General features: G+C 48.3%; 14 protein-coding genes and 1 riboswitch. Of the genes, 3 read left to right on the plus strand and 11 right to left on the minus strand.

Translation table 11 applies throughout. From position 1 onward, the window contains the following. Positions 1–25: 25 nt before the first annotated feature. The 4 genes from DW642_RS06765 to DW642_RS06780 form a co-directional block, all read right to left on the minus strand. Positions 26–211: a hypothetical protein gene (locus DW642_RS06765; protein ID WP_117509678.1), complete on the minus strand. Its 186-nt coding sequence runs from the start codon at positions 209–211 to the stop codon at positions 26–28. Between the two features lie 417 nt (positions 212–628). Further along, the gene (locus tag DW642_RS06770) at positions 629–1,993 is read right to left on the minus strand and encodes an alanine/glycine:cation symporter family protein (protein WP_117509679.1); all 1,365 of its coding nucleotides are present in this window, start codon (positions 1,991–1,993) and stop codon (positions 629–631) included. Positions 1,994–2,203: 210 nt separating this feature from the next. Beyond that, a riboswitch (glycine riboswitch) is annotated at positions 2,204–2,294 on the minus strand. Positions 2,295–2,789: 495 nt separating this feature from the next. Further along, complete coding sequence (locus DW642_RS06775; protein WP_242991140.1) at positions 2,790–4,544, minus strand: ABC transporter ATP-binding protein; 1,755 nt, start codon at positions 4,542–4,544, stop codon at positions 2,790–2,792. Then, positions 4,541–6,301: an ABC transporter ATP-binding protein gene (locus tag DW642_RS06780; RefSeq protein WP_117509755.1), complete on the minus strand. Its 1,761-nt coding sequence runs from the start codon at positions 6,299–6,301 to the stop codon at positions 4,541–4,543. Before DW642_RS06780 ends, DW642_RS06775 begins: the two co-directional genes overlap by 4 nt. A gap of 190 nt (positions 6,302–6,491) precedes the next feature. Here DW642_RS06780 and DW642_RS06785 point away from each other — a divergent pair, with 190 nt between their 5' ends. Further along, positions 6,492–7,349 (plus strand): LysR family transcriptional regulator, encoded by an 858-nt coding sequence (locus DW642_RS06785; protein ID WP_117509680.1) that lies wholly within the window; start codon positions 6,492–6,494, stop codon positions 7,347–7,349. A gap of 69 nt (positions 7,350–7,418) precedes the next feature. Here DW642_RS06785 and DW642_RS06790 read toward each other — a convergent pair whose 3' ends face one another. After that, positions 7,419–8,660, minus strand: coding sequence for an Nramp family divalent metal transporter (locus DW642_RS06790; protein ID WP_117509681.1), 1,242 nt, complete (start codon positions 8,658–8,660; stop codon positions 7,419–7,421). Positions 8,661–8,863: 203 nt separating this feature from the next. On the opposite strand from DW642_RS06790, the gene DW642_RS06795 reads away from it, so the two are divergent. Beyond that, positions 8,864–9,346, plus strand: coding sequence for an N-acetyltransferase (locus tag DW642_RS06795; RefSeq protein ID WP_117509682.1), 483 nt, complete (start codon positions 8,864–8,866; stop codon positions 9,344–9,346). Between the two features lie 87 nt (positions 9,347–9,433). On the opposite strand, the gene DW642_RS06800 is transcribed toward DW642_RS06795, so the two are convergent. From DW642_RS06800 to DW642_RS06810, 3 genes are all read right to left on the minus strand, one after another. Then, complete coding sequence (locus DW642_RS06800; RefSeq protein WP_117509683.1) at positions 9,434–10,816, minus strand: uracil-xanthine permease family protein; 1,383 nt, start codon at positions 10,814–10,816, stop codon at positions 9,434–9,436. 109 nt (positions 10,817–10,925) lie between these two features. Continuing rightward, positions 10,926–11,585, minus strand: coding sequence for a TatD family nuclease-associated radical SAM protein (locus DW642_RS06805; RefSeq protein ID WP_117509684.1), 660 nt, complete (start codon positions 11,583–11,585; stop codon positions 10,926–10,928). Continuing rightward, the gene (locus DW642_RS06810; protein WP_242991141.1) at positions 11,585–12,679 is read right to left on the minus strand and encodes a pyridoxamine kinase; all 1,095 of its coding nucleotides are present in this window, start codon (positions 12,677–12,679) and stop codon (positions 11,585–11,587) included. The genes DW642_RS06805 and DW642_RS06810 overlap by 1 nt, the downstream gene beginning before the upstream one ends. A gap of 110 nt (positions 12,680–12,789) precedes the next feature. On the opposite strand from DW642_RS06810, the gene DW642_RS06815 reads away from it, so the two are divergent. Beyond that, positions 12,790–13,443: an SDR family NAD(P)-dependent oxidoreductase gene (locus tag DW642_RS06815; protein ID WP_117509685.1), complete on the plus strand. Its 654-nt coding sequence runs from the start codon at positions 12,790–12,792 to the stop codon at positions 13,441–13,443. Between the two features lie 83 nt (positions 13,444–13,526). Here DW642_RS06815 and DW642_RS06820 read toward each other — a convergent pair whose 3' ends face one another. The 3 genes from DW642_RS06820 to DW642_RS06830 all read right to left on the minus strand — a co-directional run bounded on the left by DW642_RS06820 (position 13,527) and on the right by DW642_RS06830 (position 17,735). Beyond that, positions 13,527–15,827: an alpha-L-rhamnosidase-related protein gene (locus tag DW642_RS06820; RefSeq protein ID WP_117509686.1), complete on the minus strand. Its 2,301-nt coding sequence runs from the start codon at positions 15,825–15,827 to the stop codon at positions 13,527–13,529. A 67-nt stretch (positions 15,828–15,894) separates the two neighbouring features. Further along, positions 15,895–16,800, minus strand: coding sequence for a carbohydrate ABC transporter permease (locus tag DW642_RS06825; protein WP_117509687.1), 906 nt, complete (start codon positions 16,798–16,800; stop codon positions 15,895–15,897). A 17-nt stretch (positions 16,801–16,817) separates the two neighbouring features. Next, complete coding sequence (locus tag DW642_RS06830) at positions 16,818–17,735, minus strand: ABC transporter permease (RefSeq protein ID WP_117509688.1); 918 nt, start codon at positions 17,733–17,735, stop codon at positions 16,818–16,820. Between the last annotated feature and the right edge of the window lie 81 nt (positions 17,736–17,816).

A 17,816-nucleotide genomic window follows, 5' to 3' on the forward strand; every position in this document is an offset into this window, starting at 1 on the left:
CTCTGCCGGAAACCCAGAAAGTCACTTAATATTTTTCGGATTTCTTCTCCTCGTCCTGCTCCCGGTTCTGCTGGCCGTAGGATGACATCTCACGGTCTTTCACACGGTTGCAGTCTCTGCTGTTCTTCTGGTTTTTGCTGTATTCGCTTTTCTCATATCCGTTTTTGCTGTACTCGTTTTTGCTGTATTCATTTTTGCTGTTTCTTGTCATAATCTGTTTCCTCCTGGATATTTGTTTTGTCCTGCGACATCCTTTAGTATCGCTTTTTCGGCTCAGATTATGCATGCGGATCCCTGTTTTTCCACGATATGTACCGCAAAGTGGGGATTGTCTTCCCAAAAGCACCGGCTTTCTCCCCATTTCGGATCACTTGTTTCCAAATTGTGGTAATTTTTTCCAACTTTTGAATTTCGATGTTGCTTTTTCCTAGTATCTGTATTATAATCATTTTTGTAAAAGAATTTACCCTTCATAAATTTTTTTACAATTAATAACCCCTTATTAATTATTTATACTCCCCTTGAAAGACCGGTAGCTCCCCTGCCGGTCTTTCTTTTTTATCAGATACAGCGCAGCAAAAAGACGGGAAAGCCGCATACACCGTGGGCTTTCCCGTCTCTTTTTTTGTTAAAATTCTACTTTTTCCCCTTTTGCTGCTTTTGCTACCGTTCCGGCAAGAACAATGAGCGCCATAAGGTTCGGGATAACCATCAGCCCGTTAAAAAGGTCTGACAGGTTCCATACGAGATCTACTTTCAGCAGGGATCCCAGGAACACAAACACAACGACGATCAGCGAAAACGGAACAACTGCTTTTTTTCCGAACAGATACTGTACATTCTGTCTTGCAAAGAAGTACCAGCCGACGATGGTGGAAAAGGCAAAGAACAGAAGGCAGACTGCTACGAACGCCGGTCCGAAGCCTTTGAGGCCGGTCCGAAACGCCGCCTGCGCAACCGGTGTTCCTACAACACCGGCATTCATCATCTCTTCCAGAACGCCGGAAGAAAGGATAACGAGTGCGGTCATGGTCAGGACAACGAATGTATCAATGAACACACCGATCATCGCAACCTCTCCCTGATCCTCCGGGTTTTCCACATCTGCAATCGCATGGGCATGCGGGGTAGAACCCATACCGGCTTCATTTGAAAACAGACCGCGGGCAACGCCGTAGCGCATCGCCCTGCGCACCGTGATACCTGCCGCTGCTCCAAATACGGCATCCGGGCGGAAGGCACCGATAAAGATGGAAGCCACAGCTGACGGCACATGCTGAATATTGATCAGAATCACAACAAGTGCTCCGAGCAGATACAGTGCCGCCATTACCGGAACAACTTTCTCCGTGAACGATGCAATACGGGAGATTCCTCCGATGAAAATGAATGCGGCAAGAACTGCTACAATGACACCCATCACCCATTTTGGTACAGAAAATGCGGTGTAGAATGCATCACTGATGGAGTTCGACTGTACCATATTTCCCATGAAACCAAGTGCCAGGATAACAGCGACGGCGAAAAAGCCTGCCAGCGCTTTTCCAAACGTTCCCTTGAACGCGTGGGTGATGTAGTAAACCGGTCCTCCGATGACCTCTCCGCTCTCATCGCGGCGTTTTGAGATCTGTGCGAGATACGCCTCACCGTAGATCGTTGCCATGCCAAAGAACGCTGCGAGCCACATCCAGAAGATGGCTCCCGGGCCGCCGGATACGAGTGCGGTCGCACATCCTGCGATATTTCCGGTTCCAACCTGTGCAGCGATCGCGGTTGCAAGTGCCTGGAAGGAAGTCATACCGTCTTTTCCGGCTTTCTTACCCTTTAGTGAAAACCCGCCAAAGACACGGTTCCACGCCGTCTTAAACTTTCTTACCTGTACAAACCGGGTCCGGATTGAGAAATAAACTCCCGTTCCCACCAGCAGAAACAGCAGTACGCTGTTCCAGAGCACATCGCTGATCTGTGCAATTACCTGATTCCATGCATCCATTTTCTTTTCTCCCTTTCCATTCGACGTATGGTCTGAACGATCCGGATCACACATCCGCACCGTTTTGAGAAAAAAAATACCATCTTCCGCGGGATATCCTGCAGAACATGGCTCTGATTGAAAAATACAGCAAAAACTGCGCTTCCGAAAACTTTTTTTCGTTCCTGCGCACCGCTTTTCTTGTTCCGCGGCTGTTTTTCTTCTGTATCTTTTTTTGACTCTGTCCTTTTGCCTGAGAGATTCTGCATCGCTGCATTGCACCTTCGGCACTCTTTTCAAGAGCTTCTCCAGAGACCACTCCGTTTTTAGTCCTCGCCGTTTCCTCCCATTCTTGTTTTAAGAAGAGAACCGGCACCTGAAAGTTTTACTTCTTCGGTCGTGCACCTTTCAAAAATTAAATTTCCAAAGGCTCTCCGCACATTTTCTAAAAACTTCTACGTCTTTTTTTATTTTTGTAAAACTATAGCACCTGTGATACGATTCGTCAATACCCCCTGCCGTATTTTTTTCGAAATATTGGAAAAATATCTAAGAAAGAATCCTGCTTTGCAGGATTCTCCGCCTGCGGCGGGTCGCTTTAGCGACATAATTCCTCTCCGCCGCAGTGCGATCCTGCCCGGAGGGCTTTTTTATATAACGGGGAATTTCAACGAAATTTCCCGTTATATAAAAAAAGCAGCAGATCTACCGCACACACGCCTCAAAATCGTATGTACGGCATAGATCTGCTGTTCTCTTTCTCAAAGGATATTCCTCTGGAAAGCAGGGGACTTTCTCGATTTGGTTAAACCATATTTTATGACGCCTGGAACTGGCTGTTGTACAGATTGTAGTAGAAGCCTTTCTTCTCGAGCAGCTCCTCGTGGCGTCCCTGCTCGATGATCTTTCCGTCTTTCATGACAAGAATCAGGGAAGCATTGCGAATGGTTGACAGGCGGTGTGCAACCACAAAGCTCGTTCTGCCCTGCATCAGCTTGTCAAACGCCTCCTGAACCTGCAGTTCGGTACGGGTATCGATGCTGGAGGTTGCCTCGTCGAGAATCAGCATCGGCGGCAGGCAGAGCATCACACGGGTGATGCAGAGAAGCTGCTTCTGTCCCTGGCTGATGCTGTCTTCACTCAGAACCGTATCAAGTCCCTTCGGCAGACGTTTGATGAACTCCCAGCTGTGTGCCTCTTTTGCCGCACGAATGATCTCCTCCTCGGTCGCATCCGGCTTTCCGAAGCTGATATTGTCGCGCACAGTTCCCTGCTTGATCCACGTATCCTGCAGCACCATACCAAAGCAGCTGCGGAGTGCATGGCGGGACAGCCCGTCGATCGGCTTTCCGTCGATGCAGATCTTTCCGGCATCTACGTCATAGAAACGCATCAGCAGGTTGATAAATGTGGTCTTTCCGCATCCGGTCGGACCGACAATCGCAACACGCATGCCCGGCTGTACGTCGAGATTAAAGTTTTCAATCAGCTTTTTGTCTTTGTCATAACTGAACGCTACCTCGTCAATGGTCACATTTCCCGTCACCTGATCGATCGTTCCGGTCGGATCAGCGCTCTCCTCTTTTTCTTCCAGAAGGGCAAAGATACGGCCTGCACACGCAAGTGCGTTCTGCATTTCTGTGATAACGGAGCTGATATCATTGAACGGTTTCATATACTGGTTTGCATACGACAGCAGAACGGAAAGTCCGCCGACGGTCAGCGCGCCGCCCGGTATCATAAACGCTCCCACAAGGGCAACTCCGGCATAGATGACATTGTTGACAAAACGGGTAGACGGGTTGGTCAGCGAGCTGTAGAATACGGCCTGCTGACTGTATTTCTGCAGATCTTTGTTAATCTCTGCAAAGCGCTCGGAAGCTTTTTCCTCATAACCGAAGGCTTTGACTACTTTCTGGTTTCCAATCATCTCATCGATGAGTGCGGTCTGTTTTCCTCTCGTCTCACTCTGTTTCTGGAACATTTTGAACGAACGGCCGGAAATAAATTTTGCCACGAAGAAGCTCAGCGGCGTCAGACAGATCACAAGGAGTGTGATCCATACATTCTTTGAGAACATGAAAAACAGTGTCACAATAATGGTTACCACACCGGAGAAGAGCTGTGTAAAGCCAAGCAGCAGACCGTCCGATAAGATATCGGTATCTGTGATGACACGGCTTACAATGTCTCCGGAGCTGTGCTGATCCAGATAGGACAGTGGAAGCACCTGGATATGGCGGATCGCCTGGGAACGCAGGTCGCGCACAATGCGGTACGTCATACGGTTGTTAATCAGGTTCATCACCCACGCAGAGAGGGCGGAAACGAGGGTAAAGAATACGATTCGTTTCAGATAGAACCACATTTCCGGGAAATTGACCTGATGGGCTGCTACAACTTCATCGATCGCATCACCGAAAAGGATTGGGATATACAGCTGTAAAATAACGGTAATCGCAGCCAGCACAATACTGAAGGCCAGGAAAATCTTGTAATTTCCAATAAACGCCATCAGTTTTTTCATCACCTGCATGCCGCTCTTTCCGGACTTGTTTTCTGTCTTTTTCATGCGATCACCCCGCTTTCGTTATGATAGGATGCACGCTCTTCCGGGAACTGAGAGAAGTAAATCTCGCGGTAAACCTCACACGTTTTCATCAGTTCCTCGTGTGTGCCGTTTCCTTCAAGCGTACCATTTCCAAGTACCAGGATTTGATCTGCCTGACGGATGCCGGCGATTCTCTGGGATACGAGGAATGTGGTGGTAGTTCCTTCAAGATTGTGGATGGCCTTGCGGAGTTTTGCATCCGTTGCAAAGTCAAGCGCACTCGAGCTGTCGTCCAGAATCAGGATTTCCGGTTTCTTTACCAGCGCACGCGCGATGGAAAGACGCTGTTTCTGTCCGCCGGAGAGATTCTTTCCGTTCTGCTCCAGCATAAAATCGAGCTGATCCGGTTTTCCTTCCACCACTTCTTTTGCCTGGGCTGTGGTGAGTGCCTCCCAGATTTCTGCATCGGTGGCATCCTCCTTGCCCCATTTCATGTTGTCGCGGATGCTTCCCTTAAAGAGCACAGCTCTCTGCTGTACGACGCCAACCTTACGGCAAAGTTCTTCTTTGGTGTAATCTTTCACGTTTTCACCGTCAAGGAATACTTCACCGCCTGTCGCATCGTAAAAACGGGAAATCAGGCTGACCAGAGTCGATTTTCCGCTTCCGGTACCGCCGATGATTCCGATGGTCTGACCGCGTTTTGCAGTAAAACTGATATCCGACAGACTCTCTGCGCCGGCTCCCTCGTAGGTGAAGCTGACATTTTGAAACGTAACAGCAGCATCTCCGCTGACTTTCTTTGCAGCGCCGCTCTTTGCCGGGTAAGCCATGCTGGTCGGAACGGCCAGTATACCGGAAACACGTTCTGCACAGGCAACGGATTTGTTTAAGGTGATGATCAGGGAAGCCAGTTTAATCAGCTCCACAATGATCTGCAGCATGTAGTTGTAAAGTGCGACGACCTGTCCCTGCTGCATACTGCCGATGTTGACCTGAAGACCTGCCTGCCAGATCAGGACAACGGCTGCGATGTTGATAAGAACATAAGTCAGCGGGTTTAACAGTGCGGAAATTTTTCCGACAAATTCGTTCAGACGGGTCAGCTCGTCGTTGCTCTTCTCAAAATCGGCAACGGACTGCTCCTCACGGCAGAATGCACGAATGACGCGGACGCCGGTCAGGTTCTCTCTTGTCATTCCGGTGACGCGGTCAAGCGCTGACTGTACTTTTTTGAACAGCGGAATGCTGACCAGCATGATGCCAAAAACGGCAACGAACAGAATCGGAATGGTTACCAGGAATACAATGGCACATTTTACATTGACGGTAAATGCCATCACAACGGAACCAAATACGATAAACGGGCTTCGCAGCAGCAGACGCAGACCCATGTTAATTCCATTCTGCACCTGGTTGATATCGTTGATCAGACGGGTAATCAGCGTATCGGTTCCAATCGTATCCAGCTCGGTAAAGGACAGAGCCTGGATATGGTCAAATACTGCCTGGCGAAGTTCTGTCGCACAGCCGACGCTGGCTTTTGCCGCAAAGTACTGTGCGGTGAAACTGCAGCAAAGTCCGACTGCCGCCATCAGAACCAGGATTCCAAAACGGCTGACGATGTACGGACGGTTATTGCCGGCGATACCCACATCGATGATCTGGGCAACAACCATCGGCACCAGAAGGTCGAATACGACTTCCAGAAGCTTGAACAAAGGAGCAATGATGCTCTCTTTTTTGTAGTGCTTCAAGTAGACTCCAAGACTTTTCATCTTCTTTTTCACTCTCCATTTCTTTGTTTCTTCAATGCCATAACGGATCGCTCCGTATTTTGTACTCCGCAATCCTGGCACCTTGACATTGACAGTATAATCTCATATGATTAATACGACTAGTATTGTTTTTATCGCTTAGTGATATAATTTTTATATCATAGAATTTTTTACGAAAGGAGCTTCCCCTATGGAACTGCGTCAGCTCGAATACTTCCGTGTCATCGCGGAAACCGAAAGCATCCATGAGGCCGCCCGCCGCCTCAACATGTCCCAGCCGCCGCTCAGCTACCAGTTAAAACAGCTCGAAACGGAACTGAACGTCATCCTGTTTGAGCGCACCCGCCAGGGTGTCCGTCTGACGGAGGCCGGAAAACTGCTGTACGACCGCTCCGCCAACCTGCTCGAGTACGTGAAATCGACGGAGCTTGAGGTCGCAAAGGTCGGCAAAAAGCGGGTTCTCCGACTTGGCATCACACCGACCACAGTTGCGACAATCATGCCGTGTGTCTCGCTTTTTTCCCGCCGCAATCCCGACGTCAACTTCGAAGTGCATGACGGCATCACCTACACCCTGTACCGCTATCTGATGGACGGCATCATTGATATTTCCATTGCCCGCACGCCGCTGCGGCTCGATGATGTCGACTATAAAATTTTAAGCTCTGAACCTATGATTGCCGTTTCTTCCAAAGATATGCTTCCCGAGAAGAACGGAGCGCTAAAACTTTCGGATCTTTTAAATATTCCACTTATCATCTACCGCCGGTACGAGTCACTCATCATGGATGCATTCCACTCGCGCGGCATGGAACCCGATCTCTTCTGTGTCTGCGACGATCCCCGCGGCGCGATGCTCTGGGCAAAGGAAGGCCTTGCTACCGCCATTTTCCCGCAGTCCATGAGTTCTCTCTGTCAGGGTCTTCGCATCCAGCCGCTCTTAGAAAGTGACCTTGAAACACAGATCGCCGTAATCTGGAAAAAGGGCCGAAATCTTTCCCCTCTTCTGCAGGACTTTGTCGATGCCTGCATGGAGAGCATATTATAATAGAAGAACTCCGCACGCCGGTACCTTTTCCAGGTGCCGGCGGCGGAGTTCTTCCCGTTTTTGTTTCTTTTACTGCAAAAACAGCAGCGCAAGATTCAGCAACGTCACAATCGCCGCAATGCCAAATAAGACAAATTTCAGCCGCAGACTGTTTGCATATTTTCCCATGACTTTTTTCGACGAAGTCAGATAGAGCTGTGTAAACACCGTGATCGGAAGCTGCATTCCCAGGAACATCTGTGAATAGAGAAGCCCCTGGAACGGGGAATCAATCAGGAGAATCACCGCGGCCGCCGGGATCATGGTCAGCAGGATTCCCCCGCGTGTCTCCTGACTTTTCATCTCATACGGCTTGTTAAAAATTCCCGAAAAAATCGTTCCGCCCGCCATTCCCGCGGTAATGCTCGACGAAATTCCAGCAAGGAGAAGTGCAGCGCCAAAAATCACAGAAGCGGCATTTCCAAGGAGCGGCGTCAGCATCCTTCCCGCTGTTGCGAGATCATCCACCTGTTTTGCATTCTGCGGCTGAAAAAAGGTTGCGGCCGCCATCAGAATCATCGCACTGTTGATGGCCCAGCCGATCATCATAGAAAACAGGGTATCTTTGAACTCATATTTCAGCTGGCGCGCGATCACCGCACCATCCTCGAGATTCCACTGGCGGCTCTGAATAATTTCCGAGTGAAGAAACAGGTTGTGCGGCATCACAACCGCGCCGAGGACACTTAAGATAACCGGCATCGAATGCTTTGGAAACGACGGTTTCACCCAGCCGACGGCCGCCCTCGCCCAGTCAATATCGGCAATCCAGACCTCAAAGAGGAACGAAAAACCGATCAGCGACACAAACACAATAATCAGTTTTTCAATCCGTTTGTAGGCACTTGTAAATTCACAGATCAGAACCAGCACGAGAATCATCATGCTCCCAAGCCTGACCGGAATGCCAAACAGCATCTGAAGTGCAATCGCACCGCCTAAAATTTCCGCCATTGCAGTCGCCACTGCTGCCATCATCGCCGTCGCGAGAATCGTGTTTTTCAGCCAGGATGGCAGATAGACGCTTGCCGCCTCGGAGAGGCATTTTCCTGTGACAATGCCAAGATGTGCCGCATTGTGCTGCAGAAAAATCAGCATGATCGTGGACAGCGTAACCATCCACAGAAGCTCATAGCCGTAGCCCGATCCTGCGGCAATGTTGGATGCCCAGTTTCCTGGATCGATAAAGCCGACCGTGACAAGAAGCCCCGGTCCGAGATAGCGAAGAAAATTCATACCCGCCGTCTCATTTTGTTTTTTACTTTGTTTCATATTCTTTCCTTTCTGCTGTTCTGATACGGAACCGGCTGATGGATAACCTGAAATTACCTTTTTGCTTTTTAGTTAGTCTCAACTAACTTCATTGTACATAGGATTTTTTGAAAAGTCAAATCCTGTTTTCTCTTTCTTGTGCTTCCCCATTCACTGTGTTACAATAAAACTGCTGATTTCGAACCAAAAGGAGGAATTTTATCATGATACGACCTGCCGTCCAAAATGATTTTTCATCGATCATGGCAATCTATGCATACGCCCGCTCTTTTATGCAGGAAACCGGAAATCCGAATCAATGGGGAAATCATTTTCCGCCGGAAGCGCTGATTCGCAACCGCATCCGTGACCGTCAGCTCTTTGTCCTCGAAGAAGGCGGCGTACTGCACGGCGTCTTTGCCTTCATCATCGGTGAAGATCCGACGTATCTGCAGATCGACGACGGCTCCTGGCTTTCCGATGCGCCATACGGCACCATCCACCAGGTTGCCTCGGATGGAACGATCCATGGATTTTTCTCGCAGATCGTTGCTTACTGTCAGGCACAGATCCCGCATCTGCGTATCGATACACATGCAGACAACAAAATCATGCAGCATCTGATCCGGAAAAACGGATTTGAACAGTGCGGCATCATCTACGTCCTGAATCACTCCCCACGGATCGCGTTTGAACGGATAAAATAGTCTGAAAAGAAAAAAAGATCTGTATTTTCAGAACCTGTCATTTTTCATAACAGGTTCTGAAAATACAGATCTTTTTCTTTTTGCTTTTTATGCGTGGATTCCTCTGTTCTCGTCTCCGGTCTCGTTTACGCCGAATTCGTAATCGTTGCCCGGAAGAATCATATTCAGCAGAATTCCTGCGATCGCTGCAATTGCAAGTGCAGTCAGGGTGATGGTCGTTCCGCCAATGGTAAAGGAAATGCCGTCACTGAACCCAAGTCCGCAGACAAAGATTACACCCGCAATAATCAGGTTTCTTGATTTCGTCAGGTCTACCTTGTTCTCAACGACGTTACGCACACCGATGGCAGAAATCATACCGTACAGCATAAAGCTGACGCCTCCGATGATGGAGGACGGCATGGTGCTGATGAGTGCCGATACCTTCGGAATGAAGCTGACAATGATGGCAAAAACTGCAGCAATGCGGATGACTCTCGGGTCATGAACACGGCTCAGTTCCAGAACGCCGGTGTTCTCACCGTACGTTGTGTTTGCCGGTCCGCCAATGAGACCTGCCATTGCCGTTGCAAGACCGTCGCCAAGCAGCGTTCTGTGCAGTCCCGGATCGGAGAGGAAGTTCTCTCCTACCGTTGCAGAGATTGCGGACATATCGCCGACATGCTCCATCATGGTAGCAATCGCGATCGGCGCCATAATCATGATACTCGTCAGATCAAATTTGCAGAACTGCAGCGGCGGAAGTCCGACGATGCCTGCCTGCGCAACCGGTGCGAAGTTGATGATGACGGATCCGTCCGGGTTTTTGATCCCGAGTGCGTTTAAGATCACGGCCACGGCATAGGCAATCACAACACCCATCAGAATCGGAATAATTTTGAACATTCCTTTTCCCCAGATATTGAAAATGATGATGACAGCCAGTGCCACCAGTGCCAGGAACCAGTTGGTCGAAGCATTTCCAATGGCGGAACCTGCAAGGCTCAGGCCGATGCAGATGATGACCGGACCTGTGACAACCGGCGGCAGGTAACGCATCACGCGTTTTACGCCGACCAGGCGGATGATAAGGGCAAAGATCAGGTACAGAATACCTGCTACCACAATACCTCCGCAGGCATAGGCTGCCTTGTCGTTGACACTCATATTGGCATATTTTCCCGTGTTCAGATTTGCAACAGCGGCAAAACCGCTTAAGAATGCAAACGAGGAACCAAGGAATGCCGGAACTTTAAATTTCGCGCACAGATGGAACAGCAGAGTTCCAAAACCGGCACAGAACAGTGTGACGGATACGGTAAGGCCTCTCGACGGACCCTCGCCGCATGCATCCACAAAGTAGCTGTTTACCAGAATCGGCACCAGAATGGTTGCGCCGAACATGGCAAACATGTGCTGCAATCCGAGAATCAGCATTTTGGGAATGCCGAGTTTTCTCGCATCACGAATGACTCCATTAGATTCGTTCATACGTCTTTCCCTCTCTTTTGTTTTTCTTTTCTATTATAGGCAATGCCCGTCAAAAACACAAGGGAAAGATAAAGAAGATAAAAGCTTAAAAATTTTAAGCTTTTATCTTTTAATTTTCAAACGGTCTTACCCGCAGCGTAACGCCAAGGGAATCGCAGATTTCCCGACATTTTTGGATTTTTTCTTCCGGCATAACTTTTTCCACCACGGTCATGACAACATTTGGCACATACCGTTTCGCAAGGACAGCAAACTCCTTGAGCGCCTCATATGACTGAAGCCCAAAGCGGGAGCGTGTCAGCTCCAGGAACTCTTTTTCATCCGGTGCATTTAAAGAGATCGAAACGGTGTCGAATCTTCCCTTTAATTCCGGCGTGACATCTCTTCCATAAATCAGATTTGCAAGTCCGATCGTGTTCAGGCGTACTTTCAGGGACGGATACTGCTTTTTCAGCGCATCAATCACCTGACAGACATCAGAAAGGCGCTCCAGCGGTTCGCCGAAGCCGCAGAATACAAGCTCGTTGATTACGCTCAGATCGTACTTTGCAAACAGCGACAGCATCGTCTCAACGGACGGCTCGCCCTCTTTTAACCACAGTGTATTTCCCTCCTGCTGCTGTTTCGTCTGGCGCAGGCAGAACACACAGCTGCACGGACATTTGTTCGTCATGTTGACATAGACATTTTTTCCGGTTAAATCGCCGCTTTTTGCAAGGTCGAGGTATCCCTCCTCGCCGACGGCTCCGGTTACGGTATATAAATACATCAGTTTTCCTCCGTCAGATCTTTCATAAACATTTCAAAACTAAGTCCCCAGTAACTCGGCACTTCGTTCTCTTCACAGTAGCGGATGCATTTCGATACATAGTCTGCCGCCTTTTTCACGGATTCGTAAAGACTGTGGCCGTTCAGATACATTCCCGCAATGATCGCCGCGATCACATCTCCCGTCCCACTCCGGTCGCCGCCGATCCGGTCTACCATGACAATCTGGAAATCTTCTCCTTTATTATAGATAAAGTTTGCAATCTGTGTCTGATTGAAATGGATACCCGTCACCACAATGTGCTTCGGCCCCCGCTCTGCCAGTCTGGAGCACATTTCTTTCAGCTCCTCAATGGATGCCCCGTTTTCCGGGTACGGCATATCGAGCAGTGTGCACAGCTCTGTCAGATTCGGTGTAATGATGTCCGCATAGTGAACCAGTTCTTTCATCTTGTCGCACATCTCTTTTGTGTAGGTTCGATACAGCTTTCCATAATCTCCCATTACCGGATCAACGATGACGAAATTGTTGTCCGTCTTAAAATGGCAGATAAAATCAAGCACAATGTTTACCTGCTGCTCCGATCCCAGAAAACCGGTTGAAATCGCGTCGAAATCGAGCTTCAGATCCTTATATGTCTGAATGTAATCCTTCATCCGGTCCGTATAATCGTCAAAGTAATACGTCGGGAACTGCGTATGTGCGGAAAGAATCGCGGTCGGAACTACCACCGCCTGAATCTTCATCGCTGACACAAGCGGCGCCATCACGGCTGTGGAACACCGGCCAAAGCCGGTCAAATCGTTAATCAGCGCTATCTTTTTCTGTTTTTCCATGGTCTTCTCCTCTTTTCCAGAATGCCGCCGCACCTGTTTTACGTCTATTTTGGCACAATCGGAATGGATGCTTTTCGTTGGTCGGAAATGTTCCGGATCTGTCTTGTCGCTCGGTGCCTGACGCTTATGCGCACATTGTACCATAAATCCGTTGATTTTTCCACGTTTTACTTTCATTCCTTTGTTCTCTTTTGGAAACCAAATCGGATCGTTCAGGCCAATTCCTGCTATTTCGAGCACACCGGCAGGACCTGCCACGGGCAGCTCTCTTGGGATGCCAAGCAATCCGGAAATGCCTCTCCTTTTCTCTGGATCACACGGCGGGTTTGCGGTATAATGTGGGTAATCTTTGACTTGGAGGTTATCATATGCGTGTACTTATCACAGGAACCAGTTCCGGAATCGGGAAAGCGATTGCGGAAAAATTTCTAAAAGAAGGATTTGACGTTACCGGCTTTGACCGGAAAGCAGCTTCGATTGTGCAGGAGCATTATACCCACTTCTGTCTCGATATCCGCGATAAAAAGCAGTATCCGTCTCTTGCGCCGTTTGATATTGTTATCAACAACGCCGGCGTGCAGAATGAAGATGATATTGATATCAATCTGAAGGGAACCATTGCGATCACGGAATCCTACGGGATTCATGATGGAATCCGCGCCGTTCTTATGATCGGATCGGCCAGCGGCCACACCGGTGCAGAATTTCCGGAGTATACGGCAAGTAAAGGCGGCGTGCTCGCTTATACGAAAAATGTGGCACTCCGCATTGCACCGTACGGCGGAACGTGCAACAGCCTTGACTTTGGCGGCGTACTGACGGAGCTGAATCTGCCGGTCATGGAGGACAAAAAGCTCTGGGATCAGATTATGGATCTGACACCGCTGAAGAGGTGGATGACCGTCAAGGAGGCTGCCGACTGGGCGTATTTCATGACCGTGACGAACCGGTTCTGCACCGGGCAGAATATTCTGATTGACGGGCTCGAAGCAGGGAACGCACACTTTGTGTGGCCGGACTAAAATTGTTCTGTCGGACTACCCGCTCTGTCATGTACAAAAACGACGCAAGTCATAGTTTTCGTCTATGACTTGCGTCGTTCCTTTTACTGTGGCAGTTCATACGCTACATCCACACCAGATTCCGTCTTTTTCCAGGAAACTTTCACCATTCCCTTTTTCGTAATAACCTCACCTTTCGCCCATTCAAGATAGCCCGGATTTGGCTCTACGGCAATCTTTTCATAGCCCGGTGCTGCCGGATGAACGCCTAGGACAACCGCCGGAAGCTCAAACAGGATCAGCGATCCCCACGCATGGCAGTCGCTTCTGCCGTTTACGCCGTCTTCCACGCAGGTGGTCAGATTGTCTTTTACCATTTTTTTCCAGAGATCCCAGCACTTTTCCGTCTCTGCGTACATACCGGCTTTTTCCAGTGCTCGGTACAGATAATACGCCATTGCCACGGAACACTGTGCATAAGTTTCCGGATCTTCCATGGATTTCTTCAGGTTCTCTGCGCCTTTCTGTGGATCTACACAGCCCGCCAGTAATGCAAATACCTGACAATGCTGGCTGTACTGTTTTACGCCAGGTCCATCGATGTATACGCCATTTTCGTCCACACACCAGCGGTTCACCGCATCGCGGACTTTCGCGGCACGCTCCCGGTATTCTTCTGCCACACTGTTTCTTCCCAGATATTCGAGAACTTTTGCAGCATATTCCAAACCCAGGATATACAGAAGGCTTTCCATCGTAATCGGCCCTTCCAGTCCGGCACGCGGCATTCCGCTTGTCTCATCCCACTGTTTTGTCCAGTCGATGAAAGACCAGTATTTTGCTCTGCCGTTGATGCCTCCGACTTTTCCTACCAGACCCCGCTCATCCAGATTTCTCCGGAAGAACTCCAGAATTCCATCCACAGCTCCCATGTGCTGCCGTAAAAATTCCGGATCACCAAAGTACATCATGTGATCGTACAGCATCAAAATATAATAAATAGAAAATCCCGGAATAACATTCGGTCCCCAGGTCGGGTATGAGCAGTTAATCATCCCATCATAGCGCTGGGAGCGCCGGAAATCGTCCATACAGTTTCTGGCTAGACGGTCATCTCCCGATACCATATAGGTATAAAGAATCTGGCTTCTCGAATCCATCGCATACTGCAGCTGCTCATAGAACGGACAGTCCTCGTACGTTTCATGCATGCATCTCTTTAAAGTCCGAAGGCTGATATCCCACACGCCTTTCAGGCTTTCATCGGACGTTTCCACTTTGGTTTTCACTTCCAGTGGATATCCGGTTTCCATATAATCAAAGCCTGTAACGACAAGCGGTTCTTCCGCTGTCCTGATTTCCAGCCGGACAAAACGGAAGGTCCGGAACCAGAATGGTTCATAGATCTCTTCCTGTTCGGCATCGCCATATCCCGCTACGTGATACGTGTCGGTATAACCGTTCAGCTCTCCATTTTCCCAGTCACAGCGGTCTCCCTTTTTCGGCAGCCGCATCGGATGGTCGGATTCACCTTTCTCTTTTTCTACATAACACTCGGAAGTCAGAATTTTTACTTCTGCTCCTGCTCCCTGCTTTAGCTGTAAAGAAAGAAATCCCGTCATTTCTTCGCCTGCATTGATTTCCACGCATACGGTACAGCCTGCCGGAATCGTAATGGTTCCTTTCTTATGCAGCACATCATTCCAAGCTTCCCGGGTTGAAGCTTCTGCCTCATATTTTCCATGGACACCAGGAAATTCTGCCGGGATTTTTTTCATATACGGAATCGGACGCGGGAACAGATTTCCCGGAGAAACTGCTTTTGGCATCTCGAACTCATTATATACTTTTACCGTTTCCCATTTGCTGTCATCGTAAGTGCTGTATTTCCATCCCGCCGTTTCGCCGTCTCCGCTGCGCTCCTCCAGAATCTGGAGCGGTGCAAAAAACGGATTCTCTGAGACAATATGAAACTCTTTTTCCCTCCAGCATTTCCAGGTAGCATCTGCATTCAGTCCAAGAGAAACCTTTCCTGGTTTTTCTTTCACATACAAGCCCGGTGTCTCTGTACGGAAAACACCATAATTACCTTTCCGGCTGTTCATCGGATACCGCAGAACTTCTACGGCAATGCTGTTTTCTCCTTCTTTCAGGAACGGACCAAGATCGACGGTATCGTAATACCATTTCATCCGGTCTCCCTTGCTTGGACCAAGTTCTGCTAATACTCCGTTGACATACAGTTTATATCTGGAATCTGCCGAGATTTCAATCTCGCACGCTTCTTCCGGAACGGCGTCTAGCTTCACATTCTTTTTAAAATAAGCCAGCGCACATTCCTCCTGGTCGTCCGGCCCCCACACCGGAAGCCAGATCCAGTTCGTATATGGGATCTGAAACTCCATTTTGCTACACCTCCATGTTTTGATACCTTCTGTTTTTCATGCTTTCGGTTTCCTGTTTTCTGCTATATCAGCCTTTTACCGCTCCAATTGTAATTCCCTTTACAAAGTATTTCTGGAAGAATGGATACAGGATCATAATCGGCAGAATTCCAACAACGGAAATTGCCATACGGATGCTGACAGACGGCATGGTTGTCTGCGCTGCTGCGCCTCCGGCTGCCTGCGACAAGGTGCTGGAGCTTAAGAACTGCACATCCTGTAAAATACGATTCAACAGATTCTGCAGACTGAAAAGCGAAGTATCTGTAATGTAGTATAAACCATTTGTCCAGTCATTCCAATAACCAATTCCGACAAAGAGGCCTACGGTTGCCATAATCGGAAGAGACAGCGGAAGTACCATTTTAAAGAAAATGCAGAACTCTCCGGCTCCATCCACTTTCATTGCTTCAATCAGTTCCGGCGGAATATTCTGTGCAAAGTAGTTCTTCATCAGAATAACATTAAATCCATTCATCAGAAGACCTGGTACAATCAGTGCCCAGATTGTATTTTTCATATGAAAAATCTGCGTCCACATGATGTAAGACGGTACGATACCACCATTAAACAGCATCGTAAAAAAGACCAGAAAAGCGAAAATGTTTCTTGCTTTAAAGTCTTTTCTGGACAGCGGATACGCAAGAAGCGGTGTCATCAGAAGACTCACTGCCGTTCCGAATATCGTGATAAAAATGGTGATACCATAAGCACGCAGGATATCGGCTCCTTTATAAAACAGATATTTATAGGCGTCCAGGCTCAGTGTTTTCGGTATAAATGAATAGCCGCTTAAAATCAGTTCCTGTTCTCCGGTGATCGAACCGGCAACCAGAATCCAGATCGGTAAAACTGCACAGAGTGCCAGCAGGATCAAAAAGATATGGATAATGACCTGAAAAATCTTTTCTCCTTTTCCTAATACATTTGCCATTTTTCTTTTCCCCCTTTTTAGAACATTGCATCATCCGGACTGAGTTTGCGGACAATCATGTTTGCGGACAGTACTAAGATAAATCCAACGATTGACTGATAGAAACCGGCTGCAGAAGACATTCCTACATCGTTCTGCTGCATCAGTGCACGGTATACATACGTATCAATTGTCTGCGTGGTCGAGAAAATACTTCCGGAGTTCATCGGGATCTGATAGAACAGACCGAAATCGGAATAGAACATACGGCCAATGCTCATAATCAGCATCATGATTACGGTGGATTTCAATAACGGCAGGGTAATCTTGACGATCTGCTGCCATTTGCTGGCTCCGTCTACCATGGCCGATTCATACAAAGATCGGTCAATACCGATAATTGTGGACATATAAACAATGGAACCATAACCGATGCCTTTCCACAAATTGACAAAAGTAAGAATAAACGGCCACTTTCCGGCATCGTTATACCAGTCTATCTTCGCCATGCCAAGACTGCTCAGTACGCCATTGATCAGACCAGTTTCTTTACTCATAAAGGCATATCCGATATACGCACAGATAACCCAGGAAAGAAGATATGGAAGAAGAATTAATGTCTGGAATATTTTTGTCTCCCATTTATGCCGCAGTTCGCTGAGCATAATGCCGACTGCGATTCCGAGAACTGTACCAAGAACGATAAATACCAGATTGTAAAGAATCGTGTTTCTTGTGATCTGAAAAGCTGCTTTTGTTTTAAATAAATAGGTAAAGTTTTTCAGTCCCACCCATGGGCTCTTCCAGACACCTAATGAATAATCGATTTTCTTAAACGCGATAAACAGTCCCGCCATAGGTCCATAATTATTAATCAGAAGATACAACATTCCAGGAAGTACCATCAAATAAAACGGCCACTGTTTTCTCAGGCCTTTTTTCTTTTTATTCGTCATATTTCTTGCCACTCCATTTTTACACTTTGTATCAGTTTGTCTGTCATCAAAACAGGCTGCTGCACCCGTGCAGCAGCCTGC

This window comes from Blautia sp. AM23-13AC (assembly GCF_003435675.1).
Lineage (GTDB): Bacteria > Bacillota > Clostridia > Lachnospirales > Lachnospiraceae > Fusicatenibacter > Fusicatenibacter saccharivorans.

Coding starts and splice junctions, on each gene's coding strand:
- DW642_RS06765 (WP_117509678.1), bottom strand. CDS start 211: ATGACAAGAAACAGCAAAAATGAATACAGCAAAAACGAGTACAGCAAA.
- DW642_RS06770 (WP_117509679.1), bottom strand. CDS start 1,993: ATGGATGCATGGAATCAGGTAATTGCACAGATCAGCGATGTGCTCTGG.
- DW642_RS06775 (WP_242991140.1), bottom strand. CDS start 4,544: ATGAAAAAGACAGAAAACAAGTCCGGAAAGAGCGGCATGCAGGTGATG.
- DW642_RS06780 (WP_117509755.1), bottom strand. CDS start 6,301: ATGAAAAGTCTTGGAGTCTACTTGAAGCACTACAAAAAAGAGAGCATC.
- DW642_RS06785 (WP_117509680.1), top strand. CDS start 6,492: ATGGAACTGCGTCAGCTCGAATACTTCCGTGTCATCGCGGAAACCGAA.
- DW642_RS06790 (WP_117509681.1), bottom strand. CDS start 8,660: ATGAAACAAAGTAAAAAACAAAATGAGACGGCGGGTATGAATTTTCTT.
- DW642_RS06795 (WP_117509682.1), top strand. CDS start 8,864: ATGATACGACCTGCCGTCCAAAATGATTTTTCATCGATCATGGCAATC.
- DW642_RS06800 (WP_117509683.1), bottom strand. CDS start 10,816: ATGAACGAATCTAATGGAGTCATTCGTGATGCGAGAAAACTCGGCATT.
- DW642_RS06805 (WP_117509684.1), bottom strand. CDS start 11,585: ATGTATTTATATACCGTAACCGGAGCCGTCGGCGAGGAGGGATACCTC.
- DW642_RS06815 (WP_117509685.1), top strand. CDS start 12,790: ATGCGTGTACTTATCACAGGAACCAGTTCCGGAATCGGGAAAGCGATT.
- DW642_RS06820 (WP_117509686.1), bottom strand. CDS start 15,827: ATGGAGTTTCAGATCCCATATACGAACTGGATCTGGCTTCCGGTGTGG.
- DW642_RS06825 (WP_117509687.1), bottom strand. CDS start 16,800: ATGGCAAATGTATTAGGAAAAGGAGAAAAGATTTTTCAGGTCATTATC.
- DW642_RS06830 (WP_117509688.1), bottom strand. CDS start 17,735: ATGACGAATAAAAAGAAAAAAGGCCTGAGAAAACAGTGGCCGTTTTAT.